The organism is Streptomyces sp. TS71-3 (genome assembly GCF_018327685.1).
In the GTDB taxonomy this organism is placed as follows: domain Bacteria; phylum Actinomycetota; class Actinomycetes; order Streptomycetales; family Streptomycetaceae; genus Streptomyces.
Genome location: NZ_BNEL01000001.1, coordinates 337,086 through 357,919 on the forward strand (window position 1 = coordinate 337,086; position 20,834 = coordinate 357,919).

Consider the following 20,834-nt stretch of genomic DNA (forward strand, 5'->3'; position numbering starts at 1 on the left):
CGGAGCGCCCGCGGGCAGGGGAAGCCCGCTCCCCGGTCGTACGGGGAGAAGCCCGCCCCCCGGCCGTGCGGGGAAGCCCGCCCCACGAACCACCCCTCCGGAACGCCCCTCAGAGCCGTCCGGAGCAGCCTCAGGGATCGCGCGAGCAGCGACGGAGAGTCACGCCACGTCCCCGTTCGATCGCGGTCCGTGGATAAACGGGGGCGCGTGGGAGCGCAAGACCGCAGGAAGGGTGTTCGCCCGTAGCGGAGGGAACGGGGGTGCGCCGCATGGACTGTCCGTGGCCGCGGGTAAGACATCCCTAGTGGGGAGGGGCGACACGCAGGACGGGCACGGCTCACGTTCGCCATCGGCGTACTGGAGACGAGGCTATATGCCTGGCCTGCGGGAACATCGTCTCGCACCATCGGGTTGGAGCAATTGCCGGCGGTTCGGCTGCTGGTTTCCCCGTCTGGGCGGGGGTCATCCGGACAGATGTCGGCAGTTGGAATGAGCGGTCCCCGCTTGCGGGACTAAGCTGCGGAAGGACAGGGAGGGGAGCGTCCCCTTACTGCCTGACCGCTCTGAGGAGCGATTAACGATGTTCGAGAGGTTCACCGACCGCGCGCGGCGGGTTGTCGTCCTGGCTCAGGAAGAAGCCCGGATGCTCAACCACAACTACATCGGCACCGAACACATCCTCCTGGGCCTGATCCACGAGGGTGAGGGTGTCGCCGCTAAGGCCCTGGAGAGCCTCGGGATTTCGCTTGAGGCTGTCCGCCAGCAGGTGGAGGAGATCATCGGCCAGGGCCAGCAGGCCCCGTCCGGCCACATTCCCTTCACTCCCCGTGCCAAGAAGGTCCTGGAGCTGTCGCTCCGCGAGGCCCTTCAGCTCGGCCACAACTACATCGGCACGGAGCACATCCTGCTCGGCCTGATCCGCGAGGGCGAGGGCGTCGCCGCCCAGGTCCTGGTCAAGCTGGGCGCCGATCTCAACCGGGTGCGGCAGCAGGTCATCCAGCTGCTCTCCGGCTACCAGGGCAAGGAGACCGCCACCGCCGGCGGTCCCGCGGAGGGCACTCCGTCCACGTCCCTGGTCCTCGACCAGTTCGGCCGGAACCTCACCCAGGCCGCTCGGGAGTCCAAGCTCGACCCGGTCATCGGGCGCGAGAAGGAGATCGAGCGGGTCATGCAGGTGCTGTCCCGCCGTACCAAGAACAACCCGGTGCTCATCGGCGAGCCCGGCGTCGGCAAGACCGCCGTCGTCGAGGGCCTGGCCCAGGCGATCGTCAAGGGCGAGGTGCCCGAGACCCTCAAGGACAAGCACCTCTACACCCTCGACCTGGGTGCCCTGGTCGCCGGCTCCCGTTACCGCGGTGACTTCGAAGAGCGCCTGAAGAAGGTGCTCAAGGAGATCCGCACCCGCGGCGACATCATCCTGTTCATCGACGAACTGCACACCCTGGTCGGCGCGGGCGCCGCCGAAGGCGCCATCGACGCGGCGAGCATCCTCAAGCCGATGCTGGCCCGCGGCGAGCTGCAGACCATCGGTGCCACCACGCTCGACGAGTACCGCAAGCACCTGGAGAAGGACGCCGCCCTTGAGCGCCGCTTCCAGCCCATCCAGGTCGCGGAGCCGTCGCTGCCGCACACCATCGAGATCCTGAAGGGCCTGCGCGACCGCTACGAGGCGCACCACCGCGTCTCCATCACGGACGAGGCCCTGGTCCAGGCCGCCACCCTGGCCGACCGGTACATCTCGGACCGCTTCCTGCCGGACAAGGCGATCGACCTGATCGACGAGGCCGGCTCCCGGATGCGGATCCGCCGGATGACCGCACCGCCGGACCTGCGCGAGTTCGACGAGAAGATCGCGGCCGTCCGCCGGGACAAGGAGTCCGCGATCGACTCGCAGGACTTCGAGAAGGCCGCCTCGCTGCGCGACAAGGAGAAGCAGCTCCTCGCCGCCAAGGCCAAGCGGGAGAAGGAGTGGAAGGCCGGCGACATGGACGTCGTCGCCGAGGTCGACGGCGAGCTGATCGCCGAGGTCCTGGCGACCGCCACGGGCATCCCGGTGTTCAAGCTCACCGAGGAGGAGTCCAGCCGCCTGCTGCGCATGGAGGACGAGCTCCACAAGCGCGTCATCGGCCAGCAGGACGCCATCAAGGCGCTCTCGCAGGCCATCCGGCGTACGCGTGCGGGCCTGAAGGACCCCAAGCGCCCCGGTGGCTCGTTCATCTTCGCGGGCCCGTCGGGTGTCGGTAAGACCGAGCTGTCCAAGACGCTCGCCGAGTTCCTCTTCGGCGACGAGGACGCGCTGATCGCCCTCGACATGTCGGAGTTCAGCGAGAAGCACACGGTCTCCCGGCTCTTCGGCTCCCCGCCCGGATACGTCGGCTACGAGGAGGGCGGCCAGCTCACCGAGAAGGTGCGCCGCAAGCCGTTCTCCGTGGTCCTCTTCGACGAGGTCGAGAAGGCCCACGCCGACATCTTCAACTCCCTGCTGCAGATCCTGGAGGACGGTCGCCTGACCGACTCCCAGGGCCGGGTCGTCGACTTCAAGAACACGGTCATCATCATGACCACGAACCTCGGCACCCGGGACATCTCCAAGGGCTTCAACCTGGGCTTCGCCGCCCAGGGCGATGTGAAGACCGGCTACGAGCGCATGAAGGCCAAGGTCAACGACGAGCTGAAGCAGCACTTCCGCCCGGAGTTCCTGAACCGTGTCGACGACACGGTGGTCTTCCACCAGCTGACCGAGGAAGACATCATCCAGATCGTCGACCTCATGATCGGCAAGGTGGACGAGCGGCTCAAGGACCGCGACATGGGCATCGAGCTCAGCGCGAACGCCAAGTCGCTGCTCGCCAAGAAGGGCTACGACCCGGTCCTGGGCGCCCGGCCGCTGCGCCGGACGATCCAGCGGGAGATCGAGGACATGCTCTCCGAGAAGATCCTCTTCGGCGAGCTGCGTACCGGTCACATCGTGGTCGTCGACACGGAGGGTGAGGGCGACGCCAAGACCTTCACGTTCCGCGGCGAGGAGAAGACGGCACTGCCGGACATGCCGCCCGTCGAGCAGGCGGCCGGTGGGGCTGGGCCGAACCTGAGCAAGGAGGCGTAGCCGCTCCGCGCGGTGCGCACGATGCCTCGTGGAGGCGTTGGGGCTGCCCCCGGATCCTGGGACGGGTTCGGGGGCAGCCCCCTTTCTCGTTCCGGGACTCAGAACGGCGATGTGAGTGGCTTGACGAGGGTGACCTGGACGTCTGGGAAGACACGGGTGTAGTGCTCCGCGCTGGAGCCGTCGCTCCCGTCGAGGTTCAGACGCACCTCGCGCACGGAGGGCAGAAGGCGGGGTAGCGCGGTGAGATCGGTGCCGGCGTTGACGGGGTAGACGGTGAGGTGTTCGACGCCGGGCAACGGGACGACCGCCGTCAGGGCAGGAAGCGCATCGCGGTGGAGAAACAGAGTGCGCAGTTCCGGCAGACTGGCTACTTCGGCCCAGTCCCCGGCCTCCAGGGGACCCATCTCCTCACCGAGGGCCAGATGCTTCAGCCCCACCCAACGGCTCAGCCCACGTAGGCCCGTGGTGGCGACAGCACCGTTGTCGAGGTTGAGAAGGGTGAGAGGAGCCTCTTGGGGCAGCGCGTCGAGGCAGCTTCCCGGAAGCTGCTGGTTCACCATGAGCGATGTGAGTGCGGTGAGGCCGCCCAGACCTCGGACCCCGGGCAGGCCCCGCAACGACAGGTCGTGGATCGCCGTTTCGGCCAGGGGCGAAAGATCAGCCACGTTCGGGCAACGGGCGAGAGTGAGACGCCGCAGTGCACCCAGCTGTTTGAGAAAGCGCAGTGACCCCAGCTTCTCGTTGTCCAGAAGGGAGAGGTCGCGTATCCCCGACGGCAGATGGTTCAGGAGCTCCTCCGCCGTGTAGTCACCGTAGACATTGAGCCGTGGACGGAGACCGAGCCGAACCAGAGCGCGCAACTGCTCGCGCGAGTGGGCGCTGATGTAGATGTCGTCGGTCCTGAGCCCGGACAGGAGCTCGTCGGCGAACTGATCGGTGTCGTATCGGTCCCACGCGCGTGAAAGGAGCACGCGCACACGGGAAGCGGGAAACGACCGGAACCGCGCCAGCACCGGTAGCGCCGCCTCCGTGCCGATCAGGACCGCCGTGCCCGTCACCCGCACGGCCTCCTCGTCGGACAGGCCATCCGGCCCCGGCAGCAGCTCCAGCACCAGCGGCCCCACCTCCGCCAAGGCCCGCGCGTCGTCGTCCGACCGCGGAGGTATCAGCCCCGAAGCCCGCTCCTCCACCGCCGCCCGTACCGCAGGATCCAGCTCCGTCGCGTGTTCCAGGCATGCCATCGCCAGCAGGTGCGCTCGGGCGCGGGTGCGGTCGTCCGGGGCGACGTCACCTGCCTCCAGCAACAGCCGCAGCAGCTCCGCCCGCTCCCGGGGCCGCCCCTGGGCGACCGCCATGCGGATGACATCCGCCCACTGGTCGTCCGCCGCGTGCTCCGCGAGGAGGCCGAAGTCGCCGGACTCCACGGCGGCCCGCGCGCCCAGGTAGTCCTGGAACGTGCGGTGCACGAAGTCGACCGTGCCGGGGGCCGGCTCGCGGAGCAGGCCCGTGCGGACGAGGAAGTGCCGGAGCACGTCCGGGGCGTCGCCCAGTGCCGCCGCCGCGGGGACCGCCGGCAGTACCTCCGCGATGGTGCGTTCCGCCCGCTCCCGGTCCATCTCGGTGCGGCCGTTGCGGATCAGCCAGTACGCGAGGCGTTGCAGGAGCTGGAGCTGCGGCTCCTCGCTCAGCTCGGGGCCCGCCATGTCGCGCTCCCGGTCGCGGCGCGTCAGCAGCATGGACAGCGCCGACTCGTACAGCTCCTTGCGCCCGTGCGGGAGGTAGCCGCGGCGGTCCCGGTGCAGTGCGCACACCAGGCCGCACATCAGGGGGTTGGTCGCGAGCCGGCCCAGGTCGGGCTTGCCCCTTACGGCGTCCAGGAGCTGGGTCTCGTACGCGTCGAGCTGGGCGTCCTCGGCGGGGTCGCCGGTACGGGCGGCGGTGTGCCAGCGGCGGATGAAGGCCGCGACGCCCGACGGGTTCATGGCGGTGAGGGTGAGTTCGGTGAAGCGGTCGTCGGCGAGCCAGTTCTCGCGGACCGCGGAGGGGCGCGAGGTGACCAGCCAGCGGTTGCCGGGATACGTCTCGGCCAGCTCGCCCAGCCAGGCCCTGGCGCGGGCCCGCTCGGCCTCCGGTACCTCGTCGATGCCGTCGACGAGCAGCAGGCCGCGGCCCGCCGCAAGCACCCGCGCCTCCCAGCCGTCGGGCTGGCTGCCCGCGAGCGGTGAGCCGACGGCGGCGAGGAAGCCCGCGGGGGACGGGAGCCGCTCGCCGTGCCGTGTGAGGGTGCGCAGCGGCAGCACGAACGGGACCCTGCCGTTCAGGTAGGCCATCTGAGTCGACGGCTCCTCGGCGACCGCCGAGACCGCCAGCCACTGCGCCAGAGTCGTCTTGCCCGAGCCCGCGGCCCCGCGCAGCAGGACCCGCTGGTGCGCGGCGAGTGCCTGGTCGGCGGGGGCCGGGCCGGTGGGGTGGGGGTGCCGTATGTGCTCCTCCGGCCCCGCCCCGTGGTACACGACCGGTTCCGGCGCGGTCGCCTCCAGGCTCAGGTACGCCGCGTCGAGGGGCCATCTGCCGGGGGAATTGCTCAGGTCGATGCCGTAGATCGTCAGCCTGCCGTGCCGGCCCCGGATGTACGCCCGGTAGGCGCGCTCGAACGTGGCGTCGCGGGTGTCCGGGAGCGGGGTGCGCCTGATCAGCTCGTCGACCCTGGCGATCAGCTCGGCCTGCCCGCGGCTCTGCTCCACCAGCGTTCGCGCCACAAAGGTGGAGCGCTGGGTGAAGAAGTGCAGGACGTGCAGGCAGGCCCACTCGACGGCCGACTCCACGAAGAGCGCGGCGTCTGCCGACAGGCCGTCCCGCGGCGGCGGTCCGCCGTCGTACCGGCGCGCGGCGAGGAGCGTGCGGGCAAGGTCGCGGTGGCCCAGCCGCACCGCCTGGACGTCGTCCATGTCCAGCTCGCCGAAGGCCAGCAGGGCGCGGGTGACGGCCTCGACGACGGCTTCCTGCTCGTCCGCGGGGAAGGGGCGCTCGCCGGGCGCGTCCGTCGCCCGGTCTACGAGAGTCCGGGCGAGCCCCCGCACGTCCCGCTCGGTGAGGGTGCGCTGCTCGCCGCGGAACGAGACGAGGCGGCCGAGCCGCACTGGGCGGTCGGCCAGCCCCGCGCCTGGTCCCGGCGCCACGAAGAGCTTCCTGACCAGCGGTGTCATCAGGCTCGACGCCAGCCGGCTGCCGAGAACTGCGGGCTCCATGCGTGTCCCCCCGGATACGGTGCGTCAGCCGCGTGCCGACGCGACGAGGGTAGCCCCGGTGGGCGGTGCGGGTCCGCGCCAATGCCCCGGGTCCCTTTCCGGGCGGCCCCACGTAGCCCACATCACATTTCCCGGATTTCTCCGGTGCCTCGCCGGTGACGTGCCACACAGCGGTGTCCGTGCCTACGAGGCCGGATAGTCGTAGCGGTTTCGGTGGTGTGGGAAACCAGTGGGGCGGATTGCCGCGGGTGGTGCGCGTGAGGTGCGGTGGGGCCGGTGGGAGGCCTGGGCTTGGCAGGTGTGTGACCTATTTCATTTGTGTTTGACCGTATTTATTGCGTTATCAAATGGGTGGTATGTCGGGTATTCCCGGCGTGGTCGCTACGGGCGGGCTTAGTAAGTGGGGGTTTTGGTCGCGGGGCGGGGGTCGGGTTACCAAGGGGTGGCCAGCCCGGCTTGTACGTCAATAGGCGTGATTTCCGCCGGGTCCATTTATGTCCGGAGGTATCAGAATGCTGAAGCGTGCCCTGTCCCGTCGTCCCGCCGCGTCCCGGCTCCGTACCCGCGTGGCCATCGTCGCCGCGGGCGTGGGCGCCTCGGCCGCGCTGGGAGCCGGGGTCTCGGCCGCTGCGGACGGCGGCCCCGCCGTGCATGACGCGCCGGCCGAGCCCGCTGCCTCTACCCAGCTCGTCCCCGTGTCCTACCAGGCGTCCGACGCGCACCACGACAGCCACGACAAGGGTGGCGACGACACTCACCACAAGGGCGGCAACGACAGCCACGACCACGCCGGCCGGGGTGCCGACAAGGGTCACGGCAAGGGTGACCACCGCGGCGGTGGCCGGCATGGCGACCACCACAAGAACGCTCACCACGGCAAGAAGCTCACCTGGGTGCGGCCGGTGCACCACTACAAGCTCACCGCGTCCTTCGACCAGGCGGGCGGCCTGTGGTCGCACAAGCACTCCGGCCAGGACTTCGCCGTGCCGGTCGGCACTCCGGTGGGCGCCGCGCACAGCGGTGTCGTCGTGAAGGCCGGTCCCAACGGCGGTGGCGACGGTCCGGCGTACGGCAACGCGATCGTGATCTACAACGGTTACGGCACGTACTCGCAGTACGCGCACCTGTCGCAGATCGACGTGCACGTCGGCGAGAAGGTGAAGGCCGGCGAGCACATCGCCCTGAGCGGTGACACCGGCAACACGACGGGTCCGCACCTGCACTTCGAGATCCGCCACACGCCGAACTACGGCTCTGCTGTGAACCCCGTCACCTTCCTGTCCCACCACGGCCTGAAGGTCTGAGGGACGAGAGGGACCGCAGGGACCCCCTGACGAGGGCTGCGTACGGCGGCCGGTGACTTCTCACCGGCCGCCGTCGTGCGTCCCGGTGGCCGCGTCCCCGTCCGCCTTGCGGACCCCTGGCCCGGTGGCCTCCCCGGCCTCGCCGGAGTGGGCGCGGGCGGCCTCGGCGGGGTGCGCGGGCTCGCCCGAGTGCGCCTGGGCGACCAGGTCCATCGCGACCCGCAGGACGGCCTCGCGCTTCTCCTCGGGGCTGCCCTCGGCCTCCCTGAGGGTGAAGGTCCCGGCGTGCATCGTGAAGATGGCGGTGATGCTGCGGACCTGGTCGGTCAGGTCGGCGCCCGGCTCCTTCAGCAGGTCGTACATCGCGAACATCCGCTGCTTGAACAACTCGCCGGGGATCAGCTCCTTCACCGTCGCCTGGTTCTCCTGCATGAACCGGAACATGGGGGCGGCGGTGGCCAGCGCCTCGCTGTAGCGGCGGAGCAGTTCGAGCTTGGTCTCCAGGGTGTGCGGCTGCTGCTTGCCCCACTCGATCAGGTCCGCCATGGGCCGGCCGATGTCCTCGAAGATGCTGATGAGGATGTCTTCCTTGGTCTTGAAGTGGTAGTACAGCGCCGCCTTCGTGACATCCAGGTGCTCGGCGATCTCGCGGAGCGAGGTCTTCTCGTAGCCGTGCTCCGTGAAGAGCTCAAGGGCCACGTCCTGGATGCGCTGGCGCGTGTTGCCGCGCCGCTGCTGCTTGCTGCCGTCCATCGTGGGTGACTCCTCAAGCCCCGGAACTTACTTGACGCCCGGCTAGTGTTCAGATTACCTTGCTTTCGTGCGGTCAGCTAGCCGGGCGGCAAGTAAGTGTCGTCGTCGCCGGTCCGGCCGTCTCGAGTCGTCTCCTTTAAACAGCCCCGGGGGGAGTGGTGGCCATGTCACAGGCCCAGCACGTGGAAGATGCCGTACCGAAGGATGGCAAACAGCCGCGCAGCGTGCGAGTCATCCTGCTGGCTCTGATGATCGCGATGCTGCTCGCGATGCTCGACAACATGATCGTCGGTACGGCGATGCCCACGATCGTAGGCGAGCTCGGCGGTCTCGATCACCTGTCCTGGGTGGTCGCCTCCTACACGCTGGCCACCGCCGCATCCACCCCCATCTGGGGCAAGGTCGGCGACATGTACGGCCGCAAGGGAAGCTTCCTCGCCTCCATCGTGATCTTCCTCATCGGCTCCGCGCTGAGCGGCATGTCGCAGGACATGGGACAGCTCATCGGGTTCCGCGCCATCCAGGGCCTCGGTGCCGGCGGTCTGATGGTCGGCGTCATGGCGATCATCGGTGACCTGATCCCGCCCCGGGAGCGCGGCAAGTACACGGGCATGATGTCCGCGGTGATGGCCGTCGCCATGATCGGCGGGCCGCTGGTCGGCGGCACCATCACGGACCACCTGGGCTGGCGCTGGTCGTTCTACATCAACCTGCCGCTCGGCATCGTCGCCCTGCTCGCCGTCAGCGCGGTGCTGCACCTGCCGAAGAAGCGGGTGAAGGGCCGGATCGACTTCCTGGGCGCGGGCCTGCTGACCGTCGGCATCACCGCGATCGTGCTGGTCACCACCTGGGGAGGCAGCCAGTACGCCTGGGACTCCGCAATGATCATGGAGCTCATCGCCATCGGCGTGGCCGCCCTGATCGGGTTCGTGTTCGTGCAGACGAAAGCATCCGAGCCCGTCATGCCGCTGCACATCTTCCGCAGCCGCAACTTCACCCTGATGTCGGTCATCGGCTTCGTCACCGGCTTCGTGATGTTCGGGGCGACGCTCTTCCTGCCGCTGTACCAGCAGGCGGTGCAGGGCGCCTCCGCCACCAACTCCGGCCTGCTGCTCCTGCCGATGCTGCTCGCGATGCTGGCCGTCTCGCTGGTCGCGGGCCGGGTCACCTCCAGCACGGGGCGGTACAAGGTCTTCCCCGTCGTCGGCACCATCCTCATGATCGCCGGGCTCTTCCTGATGTCCCTGATGGACACCGGCACCTCGCGCTTCACCTCCGGCGTGTACATGGCGGTGCTCGGCGCGGGCATGGGCTGCCTGATGCAGATCACCATGCTGGTCGCGCAGAACAGCGTGGAGATGAAGGACATGGGCGTGGCCTCCTCGTCCGCCACCCTGTTCCGGACGCTGGGCTCGTCCTTCGGCGTCGCCGTCATGGGCGCGCTCTTCAACTCCAGGGTCAAGGACGTGATGGCCGAACGCGCCGGCGCGATAGGCGGCAAGATCACCGAGAAGTCGGCCCAGCTCGACGCCGCCAGCCTGGCCAAGCTGCCCGCGGGTGCCCGCGACGCCTACCAGCACGCGGTGTCGGCGGGTACGCACTCGGCGTTCGTCCTCGGGGCCGTGGTGGCCGTGATCGCCCTGCTCGGGGCGATATTCGTCAAGGAGATCCCGCTGCGGGGCGCGGGACCCGAGAACTCCTCGGGGGCCGGTAAGCCGGCCGAGGGCGCGGAAGGGGACACCGCGCAGCGCGACCGGACGGTGGCAGAGGCCGTCTGATCAGCGCCTTCTCGGCCTGAGGGCCCCGGAGCGCGGTACTGCGCCCGGGGGCCCAGCCATGGCCGGTCATCGCGGGCCGCCGTCCTGGTCATCGCGGGCCGCTGCCGGGTGCGCGGGTGGTGGCGTTGTCGGAGGGTGGGGGAGAGCCCGGTTCCGGGAGCGTTGTTCCGGACGCCGAGGGGAGTGCCGGCCGGGATGGCGGCGGGAGTGCCGGTCCGGGCATCTACGGCAGGTAGCGCAATTCTGGAGAAGCGGACCGCGGTGCGCGCTGGCTACCGTTGCGGGGACATCGGAACACCCCCCTGACCTGCGGGAGCACGAAATGATCAAGGGACTCGCCATCGCGACTGTCTGGGTTCTGGACCAGGACCGGGCCAAGGAGTTCTACACCGAGAAGCTGGGCCTTGAGGTCCGCCAGGACATGACCATGGGGGAGGACGGCATGCGCTGGCTCACGGTCGGCGCGAAGGACCAGCCCGACGTGGAGCTCACGCTGATGGTGCCGGGCGCCAACGCGATGGATCCCGAGTCGGCCGAGGCGCTCAAGAAGCTGATCAGCAAGGGCATGCTCGGTGCCGGGGTGATCCGCACCGACGACGTGCGGGGGGACTACGAGCGGCTCAAGGCGCGCGGGGTGGAGTTCGTGCAGGAGCCCCAGGAGCGGCCGTACGGTACGGAGGCGCTGTTCCGTGATGACTCCGGGAACTGGTTCTCGTTCACGCAGGCCCGCTCGGAGGGGTTGGACCTGGACAAGGACTGGGCTTGTTAGCGGCCCCGTCGCCCCCACTGTGGGGGCTCGCCCCTGAAAGGGGCGCGGGGAACTGCGCGAGCAACCACCGCCGGCGGGTGGTCCCGAAACGACAGGAACGGCCCCTTTGCGTGGGGTGGCGACGGGCGGGTCTCGCCGTGGCTTGTCGCGCCCTCGCGGCGGAGCCGCATATCAACACAGCCCTACGCCAGGGCGCCACGCCAGGGCGGGGCCGCACCCCGAGCCAGGGGGGCCTCCGCGAGGTGCCGCCGCCTCGTTACTCCTCCGGCTGCGGCGGAATCTGGAGCATCGGATAGCTGCCCGTGCTGGTCGGGGCGTGTTCCGGTAGCCAGAGGATGGCTACCGCACCCTCGGCGGGGGCGTCGTCGGGTACCCCCGGCGGGCGGACGTTCCGGAACGTCAACCGGGCCCCGAGCACCCGGGCCTGCCCCGCCGCGATGGTCAGACCGAGGCCGTGCCCGTGGCCGGCCCGGTCCGCGCTGCCGGTGCGGAAGCGGCTCGGGCCCCGCGCGACCAGCTCCGGAGGGAAGCCGGGGCCGTGGTCGCGGACCCGGATCACCCGGCCCTCCACGGTCACCTCGACCGGCGGCCTGCCGTGGCGCCCGGCGTTGGCCAGCAGGTTCCCCACGATCCGTTCGAGACGCCGCGGGTCGGTCGTGACCTCCGACTCGTGGGCGACGTGCACCCTCACGTCCTGCTTGAGCAGGGCCACCCGGCGGGCGACGAACTCGCCCAGCAGGATGTCCTGCAGTTCGGCCCGCTCCGCCGCGCTGTCCAGGCGTGCCACCTCCAGCACGTCCTCGACGAGCGTGCGCAGGGCCTGCGCACGGTCCTTGACCAGCTCGCTCGGCCGGCCCGGCGGCAGCAGTTCCGCCGCGGTGACCAGCCCGGTCACCGGGGTGCGCAGCTCGTGCGCGATGTCCGCGGTCACCCGGCGCTCGGCCTCCAGGCGCTGCCGCAGCGCGTCCGCCATGGCGTCCACGGCCCGCGCGAGGTCGTCCGTCTCGTCGTGCAGCACCCCGCCGATGGCCTCGTTCACCCGGACGTCCACCTGCCCCCGCGCGACCTCGCCCGCCGCCACGGCCGCCTTCCGAAGCCGCCGCGAGAGCTGGCCGCCGATCAGCACGCCCAGCGCGCAGCCGCCCAGTACCACCGAGATCGAGCCGATGATCAGGGCCTTGTCGAGGTCGTCAAGCACCCGCCGGCTGCCCTCGGTGAACCGGGTGTGCAGCGACAGCACGTGCCCGTCCTTCAGCGGCACCGCCGCCCACACGTCGGGCCCGCTGGAGGTGCCGTCCGAGACGTACGTGGCCCGCCGGCCCTGCGCCGCCTTCTCCATGAGGGCGTGCGGCAGCTTGGGGTCGTCGACCGTCGTGCCGAACTGCCGGCGTCCCGTCGACTCGTAGATCCGCTGGGCGAACTGGATCCGCTCGTCCTGCACGTCGCGCGAGCTGTCCAGCACGGAGACCAGCACGGCGTTGTGCACCACCAGGCTGAGCGCGAGCGCGATCAGCGCGCCGACCGCGGCGATCGCCGCGCTGAGCTTCCACCGCACGCCGGTACGCAGCCGGAGTCGGCCGAGCAGCCGGCCGAGCAGCCTGGCGCGCAGCCGGGGCCGGGGCCGGGGCTCTGGACGGGGGCCGGACGCCGTCGCGGAGCCCGCGTCCTGGCGAGCGTCCCGCTCCGTGTTCCCGGGCGCCACGGCCGGTGAGGTGCGATCCCGCATGTCCGGGTCAGGCCTTCAACTTGTAGCCGAAACCGCGGACCGTCTCTATCCGGTCCTGGCCGATCTTCGTGCGCAGCCGCTGCACGTGGACGTCGACGACGCGGGTGTCGCCGCCCCAGCCGTAGTCCCAGACGCGCTGGAGCAACCGGTCGCGGGAGAGCACCGTGCCCGGAGCGGTGGAGAACTCCAGCAGCAGCCGCATCTCGGTCGGCGTCAGCGCCACCTGCTCACCGGCGCGGCGCACCTCCATGCCCTCGGTGTCGACCGACAGGTCGCCGAAGCGCAGCACGCCCGCCGGCCCCTCGTCGCCGTACCCCGGCGCGGCCCCGGCCTGCCCCTGCCGCGCACCGGCGGCCGTTCCGCTCGCGTGCCCGAAGCGGCGCAGCACCGCACGGATCCGGGCGACCAGCACGGCACCGTCGAACGGCTTGGTCACGTAGTCGTCCGCGCCCGCCTCCAGGCCCAGTACGACGTCGATGGAGTCGGCGCGCGCCGAGAGCATGATCACCGGGACGGTGGACTCGTCGCGGATCCGGCGGCACAGGCTCACCCCGTCCAGGCCCGGCAGCATCACGTCGAGCAGCGCGATGTCCGGCTGGTCGGCGCGGAACGCGTCAAGACCCGACAGGCCGTCCGGCACGGCGGTGACCGCGAAGCCGTCCCGCTCCAGGGCGAGCTGGGTGGCCTCGCGGATGACGTCGTCGTCCTCGACGAACAGGACATGGGTGGGCTCTGCCGTTCGCTGGGTCATCCGAATCCGCCGCTCCCTCCGGACCGCCCGCCGCCGGTCGCCCGCCGCCGTGCCGTCCACCGTTGCCGTGTGCCGGGCTCTTGCCGCCCTGCCCCGCCCTGCCCCGGCGTGCCGCACACCACACATCGCACGCCGCATGCCGCACGTCGCTCGCCGCTTGCCGCGTGGCGTTCAGTTGTCGGCGGGCGCGGTCTTGTCGCCGCCCACCGCGTTGCTGTACTCGTTGTGCGTGCGGTCCTGCTCCGTGAAGCGGCCGGCCGACGCGGACCAGCGGTAGGTGATCACGTCCTCGCTGGAGGGGTACGTGACCGAGTCGCTCTGCTCGTAGACCTTCTGCGTGACCACGAGGTCACCGCGGTCGATCGTCGCGTAGACGGGCTGCTCCTCGTCCTGGAAGACGTTCTCCCAGCGACCCTTGTCCTCCCGGAACACGTACGACCCTACGCCGACCGAGTTGCAGGTCATCACGTTGATCAGGACGTCGGAGGACGAGGGGCCGGTGAGCTTGCCGTAGGAGACGTCGACGGGGTAGCCGTTGGTCCGGCAGGGCCTCAGCCCCTTCTTGACCGTCGGGCTCACCTTCGTGTCGGCCAGCACCAGCTTCACCGGGTCGATCCGGTCCTTGGCGGGCACGGGTGCCGCGGTCGGCGTGGGGGAGGGCGCGGCGGCGTGCCCGACCTCGTCGGTGCGCGCCGGGCCCTCGTCGCGCGTGCCGGTGCCGCCGGTGGAACAGCCGGCGATCAGCGCCAGGGACGCGGCCGAGGCCACCGCCACGGCGGCCCGGACGGGGCCCGGCCCGCACCGGCGGCTCATGCGGCTGATGCGGCTTCGACGGAACGGCAACGGGCGGGGGCCGCGGCGGCCCGCGCCGGCGTGACCATGGCCGGGGTCGCCCACGCCGGTGTGGCCCACCCCGGCGCCTTCCGCATCGGCGTCTCCCGCGTCGGCGTCGTTCGCGCCGGCCCCGTCCGCGCCGGGGCGCCGTGTGCTCAGGCCGCGCAACGCTCCCTCTCCTCGTCTTCCTCGACCGCGCGCGTCTCGCGGGCGCGGCTCTCCAACTCCTCGCGGAGCCGGGCCAGCGCGCGGTGAAGCGTGCTCTTGACCGTACCGACGGTCATGCCGAGAGCGGCGGCCGTCTCCTCCGTGGACATCTGCTCCCAGTGTCGCAGCACCACGACACTGCGCTGCTTGGGTGCCAGCACCTGCATGGCGTCCATCAGCAGCGCGCGGTTCGCGTACTGCTCGGTGGAGTCCTCGACGGCCGCTTCGGGGAGCTGCTCGGTGGGGACCTCCTCCAGCTTCCTCGCCCGCCACCACTCCGTACGCGTGTTGATCATGACACGGCGCAGGTAGGCGTCGGCGAGCCGCTTGTCGGCGATGCCGTCCCAGCGGCCGTAGGTCCTGGCCAGCGCGGTCTGCAGGAGGTCCTGCGCCTCGACCGGGTCGGGGACCAGGCGGCGGGCGCTGCGCAGCAGGGCGTCGTGCCGGGTGCGTACGTAATCCTCGAACTCAAGCACCTCGCCGTGCACCATTTCCAACCGCCTCCGCTCAGACCGTTGCCTGCCGTCCGCGGGTGCCCGCCGGTGCCGTCCGGTGAGGTCCGGTCCGTCCGTTCGCCGCCCGCGGCACGTTGCCGATCCGCGCACCCCGCCCCGTCGCGGGATCGTGCGCGGCTCGCTCTCCGCTGGTGAACCGCCGCGTGCACCACCCCCGTGGCCGGTGTGCCGGCCGGGTGCGGTGGTGTGTCACGGCGTCGGAACTGACGCTACGGGCGCCTTGTCACGGGGCTGTGCGAGCCAGCCTGCGGCGGGCGCACGGCTGTCCGTCGGTTGTGTAACAGATGTAGGAAGGAGGTAAGGGAGGGGCGCAGGCGGCCGGTTCGGCGCGCGGTGGACCGGCGTGGGCACCGGCGTGCGCGGGGAGGGACGGCCCTCGGGAACTGCCAACCGTCCCTAGGTGAGCGGCAGGCGGTAGGCGCCGTGCGGGAGGGGTTCGACGAGCCCGTCGGCGACCAGCCCGTCCAGCGCGCGGGCCCGCTGCACGGGCTCGTGCCACACCCGGTCGAGCACGGCACCCGGCACCGGTCCGGTGGCCTCGCGCAGCACGGCGAGCAGCTTGCCGCGCACCTGGCGGTCGGTACCCGCGTACGTCTGGCCGCGGCGTGCGGGGCCCTCGTGCTCGGGCTTGCCGGCGAGCCGCCAGGCGCACCGGTTGGCGATCGGGCAGCGGGAGCAGTTCTCGTTCTTTGCGGTGCAGACCAGCGCCCCCAGCTCCATGGAGGCCGCGGCCCAGCGCGCCGCGGTGCCCGGATCCTCCGGCAGCAGCGCGCGGGCCAGCTTCCGCTCGGCGGCCGTGGTGGCGTTCGGCGGGTACTGCATGCCCGTCACCGCGCGGGCCAGGACCCGGCGGACGTTGGTGTCCAGGACCGCGTGCCGCTGCCCGTACGCGAAGCTGGCCACCGCCGCGGCGGTGTACTCGCCGATGCCCGGCAGGGCGAGCAGCTGGGCGTGCTGGGTGGGCACGTCGCCCCCGTGCCGTCCCGTTATGGCGACGGCGGCCCCGTGCAGCCGCAGGGCGCGGCGCGGGTAGCCGAGCCGCCCCCAGGCACGGACCGCCTCGCCCGGCGCCTCGGCGGCGAGGTCCGCCGGCCGGGGCCAGCGGGCCATCCACTGCTCGTAGACGGGCAGGACGCGGCTGACGGGGGTCTGCTGGAGCATGAACTCGCTGACCATGACGCCCCACGGCCCGGCTTCCGGACGGCGCCAGGGCAGGTCACGGGCGTGCTGGTCGAACCAGCCGAGGACGGGAGTGTGCAGATCCTGGGCGTGCTCCGGGGCGCGGGGGGCCGCGGGCACGGGCGCGGGCGAGGGGCGGGCGGGGTTCTGTGTGGGCGCAGTCATGACAGAGCGATCCTCGCACGGCCTCGGGGGTGGCCGCGGCTTACGCGCCCGGGGCGTGGGTCCCTTGGGCCTCTTGGGTGCGTGTGTGTGCCTGTTGGTGTGCCCGAGTGTGGGATCAGCCGGACCGTGAGAGCAGCCGGACCATGGGGCCGGCTGGATCGTGGGTCAGAGGACATGAGGGCACCCGGGATGTGAGGGCGGCCAGGACATGGCGGCACCCGAGACGTGAGGGCGCCGGAACATGAGGGCCGTCAGCGCCGAGAGCGGACCGCAGCGCACCGTGCCACACCGCACCGTGCCACACCGCACCGTGCCACACCGCACCGTGCCACACCGTGCCGTACCGCACCGGGCCCGGCCTTGGAGGCAGCGGGCGGCCACAGCCGCGTTCCGGCTGCCGGCACTCGCCACCGCGGAGCGCACCCGCGGGCCGGGGACCGGGTCCCGCACGCCACCGCGCCGCCCGTACGCCGCGCGATCGCAGCGCTGCGGAGGAGCGAGGCCAACAGATCCGTCGTGGTGTACACCAGCGCGGCGGCCACCGGCGCCAGCAGGGCCAGGGCCATGGTCCGCGCACCGGCCCGGCGCGCCCGCCACCAGCCGGCCGCCGGCAGCGCGCAGAACAGCAGCATTCCGGCCTCGGTCCAGAACTCGGCGAGGATTTTCAGCCAGTTGGGAGTGTCCTGCGCGAAGTCCGTGATGCCGACGTAGAGATCGGCGTCGATTCCATCCATGGCCCGAACGGTAAGAATCGGGCACATCCTGGCACATCCGACCAGCGGCAGGTGGCGTCCAGCCGCCGCGTGAGCGGATCGTAGGCGAATCCGGAACCCCACCGCCGAGCACTCCGGAATCGTGGACCGGATCGCCCAGCGGCGGGCCGGGGTCGGGGACCCGGCGGAGCTGGTGGCCGCGGTGCGCGATGCGGTGCTGCTGGTGCCGCTGGACTTGTGCGCGTCCGCCGCGTCCTCGGATCGGGAAGCCGTGCACCGACACGTCGTTGAGCGACGGTACGGAACCTGACGAAGGGCAGTGGCGGGACACGGCAGTTCGCCCCGCCGGCGACCTTCGCACGGGTTCTCGCCGAGATGATGATCGGCAAAATTCGTCGTGGTACGGCGGGTGGCTCAAGACGACGCGCCGATCTCTCGTACAGTTTGCGCCGTGGGATCTCTGCGCAATCCGATCGGGCCGCTTCCCTCCTCCATCTACTGGCGACGGAGGGCCCTTCTGCTGGCCCTTTTCGCCGTGGTGGTGCTGCTCGCCGTCTGGTTCGCGACGTCCGGGGGCGGGGGCGGCGGGAAGGGCTCCGGCGGGTCCGAGGGCAAGAACCCCGCCCCGTCCATCACTCCGGGCCCGTCCGGCTCGGGGCCGGCGATCAGCGAACACCCCGGTGGGCGCGACGAGTCCGACGGCGGCGGCGCGTCGAGCGGTGGCGCCGGGGACACGGCCGGTACGGGCGGCTCCGGTTCGGGTTCGACATCCGGTTCCGGTTCCGGTTCCGGTGGCTCCGCGGGTGGTGCGGCCGCAGGCGGTGCCGCGGCGGGCGGCGGTTCCCAGACGGGCGGTGGTGCGGGGGGCGAGGTGCCGGCCGGTTCGAGCCTGCCCACGTGCTCGCACAGCGCGGTGCGGCTCACGCTGCGCAGCGTCGACAACTCCTATGCACCGGGGCACAGTCCGCGCTTCCAGCTCACCGCCGCGAACACCTCGGGCGGTGACTGCAAGATCGATCTGGGCTCCAAGGGCACCGTTCTGACGATCACTCAGTCCAGCTCGGACAAGCAGATCTGGGCGTCCGACGACTGCCCCAAGGACGGCGGAAGCTTCTTCCTCCGGGTGCCCGCGGGCGCCGGCGCCACCCACACCGTCACCTGGAACCGCACCCCCAGCGCCCCGCACTGCGCCACGCCCTCCACGGCGTCCGCGGCACCCGGCACCTACCTGGTCGAGGCCAGCGCCCCCGGCTACCCGAAGGTCCGCACGTCCTTCGTGCTCAGCCAGGACTGACCGCGCGGGCCGGCCAGCCACCGGCCGTGAACCGGGCGCGGACCGGCCAGGCCCCTGGCCCACACCCGGGCAGCGGACCCACCCGCTGCCCGGACAGACGCACCCGGAGCCTCCGCGCCCCTCACCGCCCCATCAGCACGAACACCCCCCACCCCACGTGCTCCCGCTCGTACCGCGCATAGCGGACGGGTGAGGTGGTGAGCTCGGCCCGCACCTCGGCGGCGAGCGGGTCATCGGGGTTCTCGTCGAGCCAGCGGCGCAGGTTGAGCCACTGCGCTGCGCGGTACCGGTCCCAGGAGCCCCGGTCGGCCAGCACCATCTCCACCACGTCGTACCCCAGGTCGCCGAACTGCTCGATCTGCGCGGGCAGGCTGAGATAGTCGTCCTTGCTGCGGGCCCAGCAGGCCTCCACGGTCTCCTGGTCCGGCGGGTCGAGGCGCCAGTACGGCTGGCCGATCAGCATCAGGCCGCCCCGGCACAGGCTGCGGCCGAGCAGCTCGACGGTGCCGGGCACGCCGTCCCCGACCCAGGTGGCGCCGAGGCACGCGGCGACATCGACAGGACGGCTCGCCACATGGCCGCGGGCCTCGCCGTGGACGAAGCCCACCCGGTCGGCGACGCCGAGCTCGACGGCACGCGCCCGGGCCTTCTCCGTGAACACCGTGCTGATGTCCACACCGGTCCCGGTGATCCCATGGTCACGCGCCCACGTACACAGCATCTCGCCCGTACCGCTCGCGAGGTCGAGCACCCTCGCTCCGGACACCAGGCCGATGGCACGGCCCAGCAGGGCGAGTTTGTCGGCGTCGAACGGGTTGTGGATCCGGTGGCTGCTCTCGCGGATGGTGAAGATACGTGGGAGGTCCACTGATCGCTCCTGTCGCGGTAGGCCGGTTGCCGTGCGCTATGGGCACGGCGGTGGTCAGCGTGTGTGGCGCGGTAGCGCCATCAGACCACCAGAAGGGCCACCGGGCCGCAGCCGCGTACGAGACGGGAGGGGACGTGGGGGGATGTGCGCGCTGGGGGTACCTCCCAGGCCATTAAGGCACTGGGGGAGGCCGGCGCCACGACAAGGGCGAGCCTTGCAGCCTTACAGAGGGCGCCGGACCGTGGGGGCACCTCCCTGGCCCTCAAGGCACTGGGGGAGTACATCCCCCGCGGCCCCGCACCCTCAATGAAACAGCCACAATGAAACAGAAGGCGCCGACCCGCAAACAGACCCTCAACGAACCAGAAGGCACCGGGCCAAGAAAGCCGAACCCGAGCACCCTCAAGCAGAAACAGAACGTACGCCGTGCGCGCCCCGCCGGCTGAGCCAGCCGCAGGCTATACGTACCGCTCCAGGATCGACGACTCCGCCAGCCGAGACAGCCCCTCCCGCACGCTCCGGGCCCGCGCCTCCCCGACCCCGTCCACCGTCTGGAGGTCGTCGACGCTGGCCGCCAGCAGCTTCTGGAGGCCCCCGAAGTGCTCGACCAGCCGGTCGATGATCGCCCCGGGCAGCCGCGGCACCTTGGCGAGCAGCCGGAAACCCCGGGGCGAGACCGCGGAGTCCAGCGTCTCCGGCGCGCCGGTGTAGCCGAGTGCTCGGGCCACCGTTGGCAGTTCGAGAAGCTCCCCGTGGGAGAGCGAGTCCAGCTCGGACAGCGCCTCCTCGACCGTCCGGGACCGCTTGGCCGTGGGTGTCGGCACGTAGTCCCGCACGACGAGTTCCCGCTCGGGCTCCACCCCGGCGATCAGCTCGTCCAGCTGGAGGGCTAGCAGCCGCCCGTCCGTGCCGAGCTCGACGACGTACTCCGCGATCTCGGTCGCGATGCGCCGCACCATCTCAAGGCGCTGCGCCACCGCCGTGACGTCGCGGACGGTGACGAGGTCCTCGATCTCCAGCGCGGAGAGCGTCCCGGCCACCTCGTCGAGCCGCAGCTTGTACCGCTCCAGGGTGGCCAGCGCCTGGTTCGCGCGGGACAGGATCGCAGCGGAGTCCTCCAGCACCCGCCGCTGCCCGTCCACGTACAGGGCGATCAGCCGCATCGACTGCGACACGGAGACGACGGGGAAGCCCACCTGCTTGCTGACCCGGTCGGCCGTGCGGTGGCGCGTGCCGGTCTCCTCGGTGGGGATCGTGGGGTCGGGCACGAGCTGGACGCCGGCGCGCAGGATCTTGGTGATGTCCTTGTCGAGCACGATGCCGCCGTCGAGCTTGCACAGCTCCCGCAGCCGCGTCGCCGTGAACTCCACGTCCAGTACGAAACCGCCGGTGCACATGGCTTCGACGGTCTTGTCGGATCCGAGCACGATGAGTCCGCCGGTGTTGCCGCGCAGGACTCTCTCCAGCCCGTCGCGCAGCGCGGTGCCCGGCGCGACGGCGCTCAGCGAGGCGCGCATCAGCCCATCGGCACCGGAGCCCCCGGTCTTGCCGGGAGCCGACGCCCGTTCGTTGGCTGCCACTGCACTCCTCCGGTCGCGGGTCCGGTCCGCCCCTGTTCTCGTGC

The 20,834-nt window shown here is 71.3% G+C and carries 14 protein-coding genes and 1 pseudogene; 5 read left to right on the forward strand and 10 right to left on the reverse strand.

Annotation, left to right across the window (positions count from 1 at the left end):
* The first annotated feature begins 580 nt into the window (after positions 1-580).
* On the forward strand, positions 581-3,106 hold the full coding sequence (locus Sm713_RS01510) for an ATP-dependent Clp protease ATP-binding subunit (protein WP_212907897.1): 2,526 nt from the start codon (positions 581-583) through the stop codon (positions 3,104-3,106).
* Between the two features lie 98 nt (positions 3,107-3,204).
* On the opposite strand, the gene Sm713_RS01515 is transcribed toward Sm713_RS01510, so the two are convergent.
* Positions 3,205-6,354: an NACHT domain-containing NTPase gene (locus Sm713_RS01515; RefSeq protein ID WP_212907898.1), complete on the reverse strand. Its 3,150-nt coding sequence runs from the start codon at positions 6,352-6,354 to the stop codon at positions 3,205-3,207.
* A gap of 515 nt (positions 6,355-6,869) precedes the next feature.
* Between Sm713_RS01515 and Sm713_RS01520 the strand changes: the two genes are divergently transcribed.
* Positions 6,870-7,658, forward strand: a complete 789-nt coding sequence (locus Sm713_RS01520; protein WP_374196024.1) for a M23 family metallopeptidase — start codon at positions 6,870-6,872, stop codon at positions 7,656-7,658.
* 183 nt (positions 7,659-7,841) lie between these two features.
* Here the strand turns inward: Sm713_RS01520 and Sm713_RS01525 are convergent.
* A pseudogene (locus Sm713_RS01525) lies at positions 7,842-8,411 on the reverse strand (TetR/AcrR family transcriptional regulator); the annotation flags it as partial.
* A 164-nt stretch (positions 8,412-8,575) separates the two neighbouring features.
* Between Sm713_RS01525 and Sm713_RS01530 the strand changes: the two are divergent.
* Positions 8,576-10,189 (forward strand): MDR family MFS transporter, encoded by a 1,614-nt coding sequence (locus tag Sm713_RS01530; RefSeq protein ID WP_212907901.1) that lies wholly within the window; start codon positions 8,576-8,578, stop codon positions 10,187-10,189.
* A gap of 322 nt (positions 10,190-10,511) precedes the next feature.
* On the forward strand, positions 10,512-10,958 hold the full coding sequence (locus Sm713_RS01535; RefSeq protein ID WP_212907902.1) for a VOC family protein: 447 nt from the start codon (positions 10,512-10,514) through the stop codon (positions 10,956-10,958).
* 256 nt (positions 10,959-11,214) lie between these two features.
* Here Sm713_RS01535 and cseC read toward each other — a convergent pair whose 3' ends face one another.
* The 6 genes from cseC to Sm713_RS01565 all read right to left on the reverse strand — a co-directional run bounded on the left by cseC (position 11,215) and on the right by Sm713_RS01565 (position 17,069).
* Positions 11,215-12,684, reverse strand: coding sequence for a two-component system sensor histidine kinase CseC (cseC, locus tag Sm713_RS01540; protein WP_212907903.1), 1,470 nt, complete (start codon positions 12,682-12,684; stop codon positions 11,215-11,217).
* Between the two features lie 7 nt (positions 12,685-12,691).
* Entirely contained in the window at positions 12,692-13,435 is a 744-nt protein-coding gene (gene cseB / locus Sm713_RS01545; RefSeq protein ID WP_212907904.1) for a two-component system response regulator CseB, read from the reverse strand.
* A 171-nt stretch (positions 13,436-13,606) separates the two neighbouring features.
* A complete protein-coding gene (locus Sm713_RS01550; protein WP_212907905.1) occupies positions 13,607-14,248 on the reverse strand; it encodes a hypothetical protein in 642 nt (213 codons plus the stop codon).
* A 176-nt stretch (positions 14,249-14,424) separates the two neighbouring features.
* On the reverse strand, positions 14,425-14,967 hold the full coding sequence (locus Sm713_RS01555; RefSeq protein ID WP_212907906.1) for a SigE family RNA polymerase sigma factor: 543 nt from the start codon (positions 14,965-14,967) through the stop codon (positions 14,425-14,427).
* A gap of 420 nt (positions 14,968-15,387) precedes the next feature.
* Positions 15,388-16,335, reverse strand: coding sequence for an A/G-specific adenine glycosylase (locus Sm713_RS01560; protein WP_212907907.1), 948 nt, complete (start codon positions 16,333-16,335; stop codon positions 15,388-15,390).
* 251 nt (positions 16,336-16,586) lie between these two features.
* The gene (locus Sm713_RS01565; protein WP_212907908.1) at positions 16,587-17,069 is read right to left on the reverse strand and encodes a hypothetical protein; all 483 of its coding nucleotides are present in this window, start codon (positions 17,067-17,069) and stop codon (positions 16,587-16,589) included.
* A 430-nt stretch (positions 17,070-17,499) separates the two neighbouring features.
* Here Sm713_RS01565 and Sm713_RS01570 point away from each other — a divergent pair, with 430 nt between their 5' ends.
* Positions 17,500-18,342: a hypothetical protein gene (locus Sm713_RS01570; RefSeq protein ID WP_212907909.1), complete on the forward strand. Its 843-nt coding sequence runs from the start codon at positions 17,500-17,502 to the stop codon at positions 18,340-18,342.
* Positions 18,343-18,463: 121 nt separating this feature from the next.
* Here the strand turns inward: Sm713_RS01570 and Sm713_RS01575 are convergent, their stop codons facing one another.
* Both Sm713_RS01575 and disA read right to left on the reverse strand, forming a co-directional pair.
* A complete protein-coding gene (locus tag Sm713_RS01575; protein WP_212907910.1) occupies positions 18,464-19,210 on the reverse strand; it encodes a class I SAM-dependent methyltransferase in 747 nt (248 codons plus the stop codon).
* Between the two features lie 458 nt (positions 19,211-19,668).
* Positions 19,669-20,790, reverse strand: coding sequence for a DNA integrity scanning diadenylate cyclase DisA (gene disA, locus Sm713_RS01580; protein WP_212907911.1), 1,122 nt, complete (start codon positions 20,788-20,790; stop codon positions 19,669-19,671).
* Positions 20,791-20,834 lie beyond the last annotated feature (44 nt).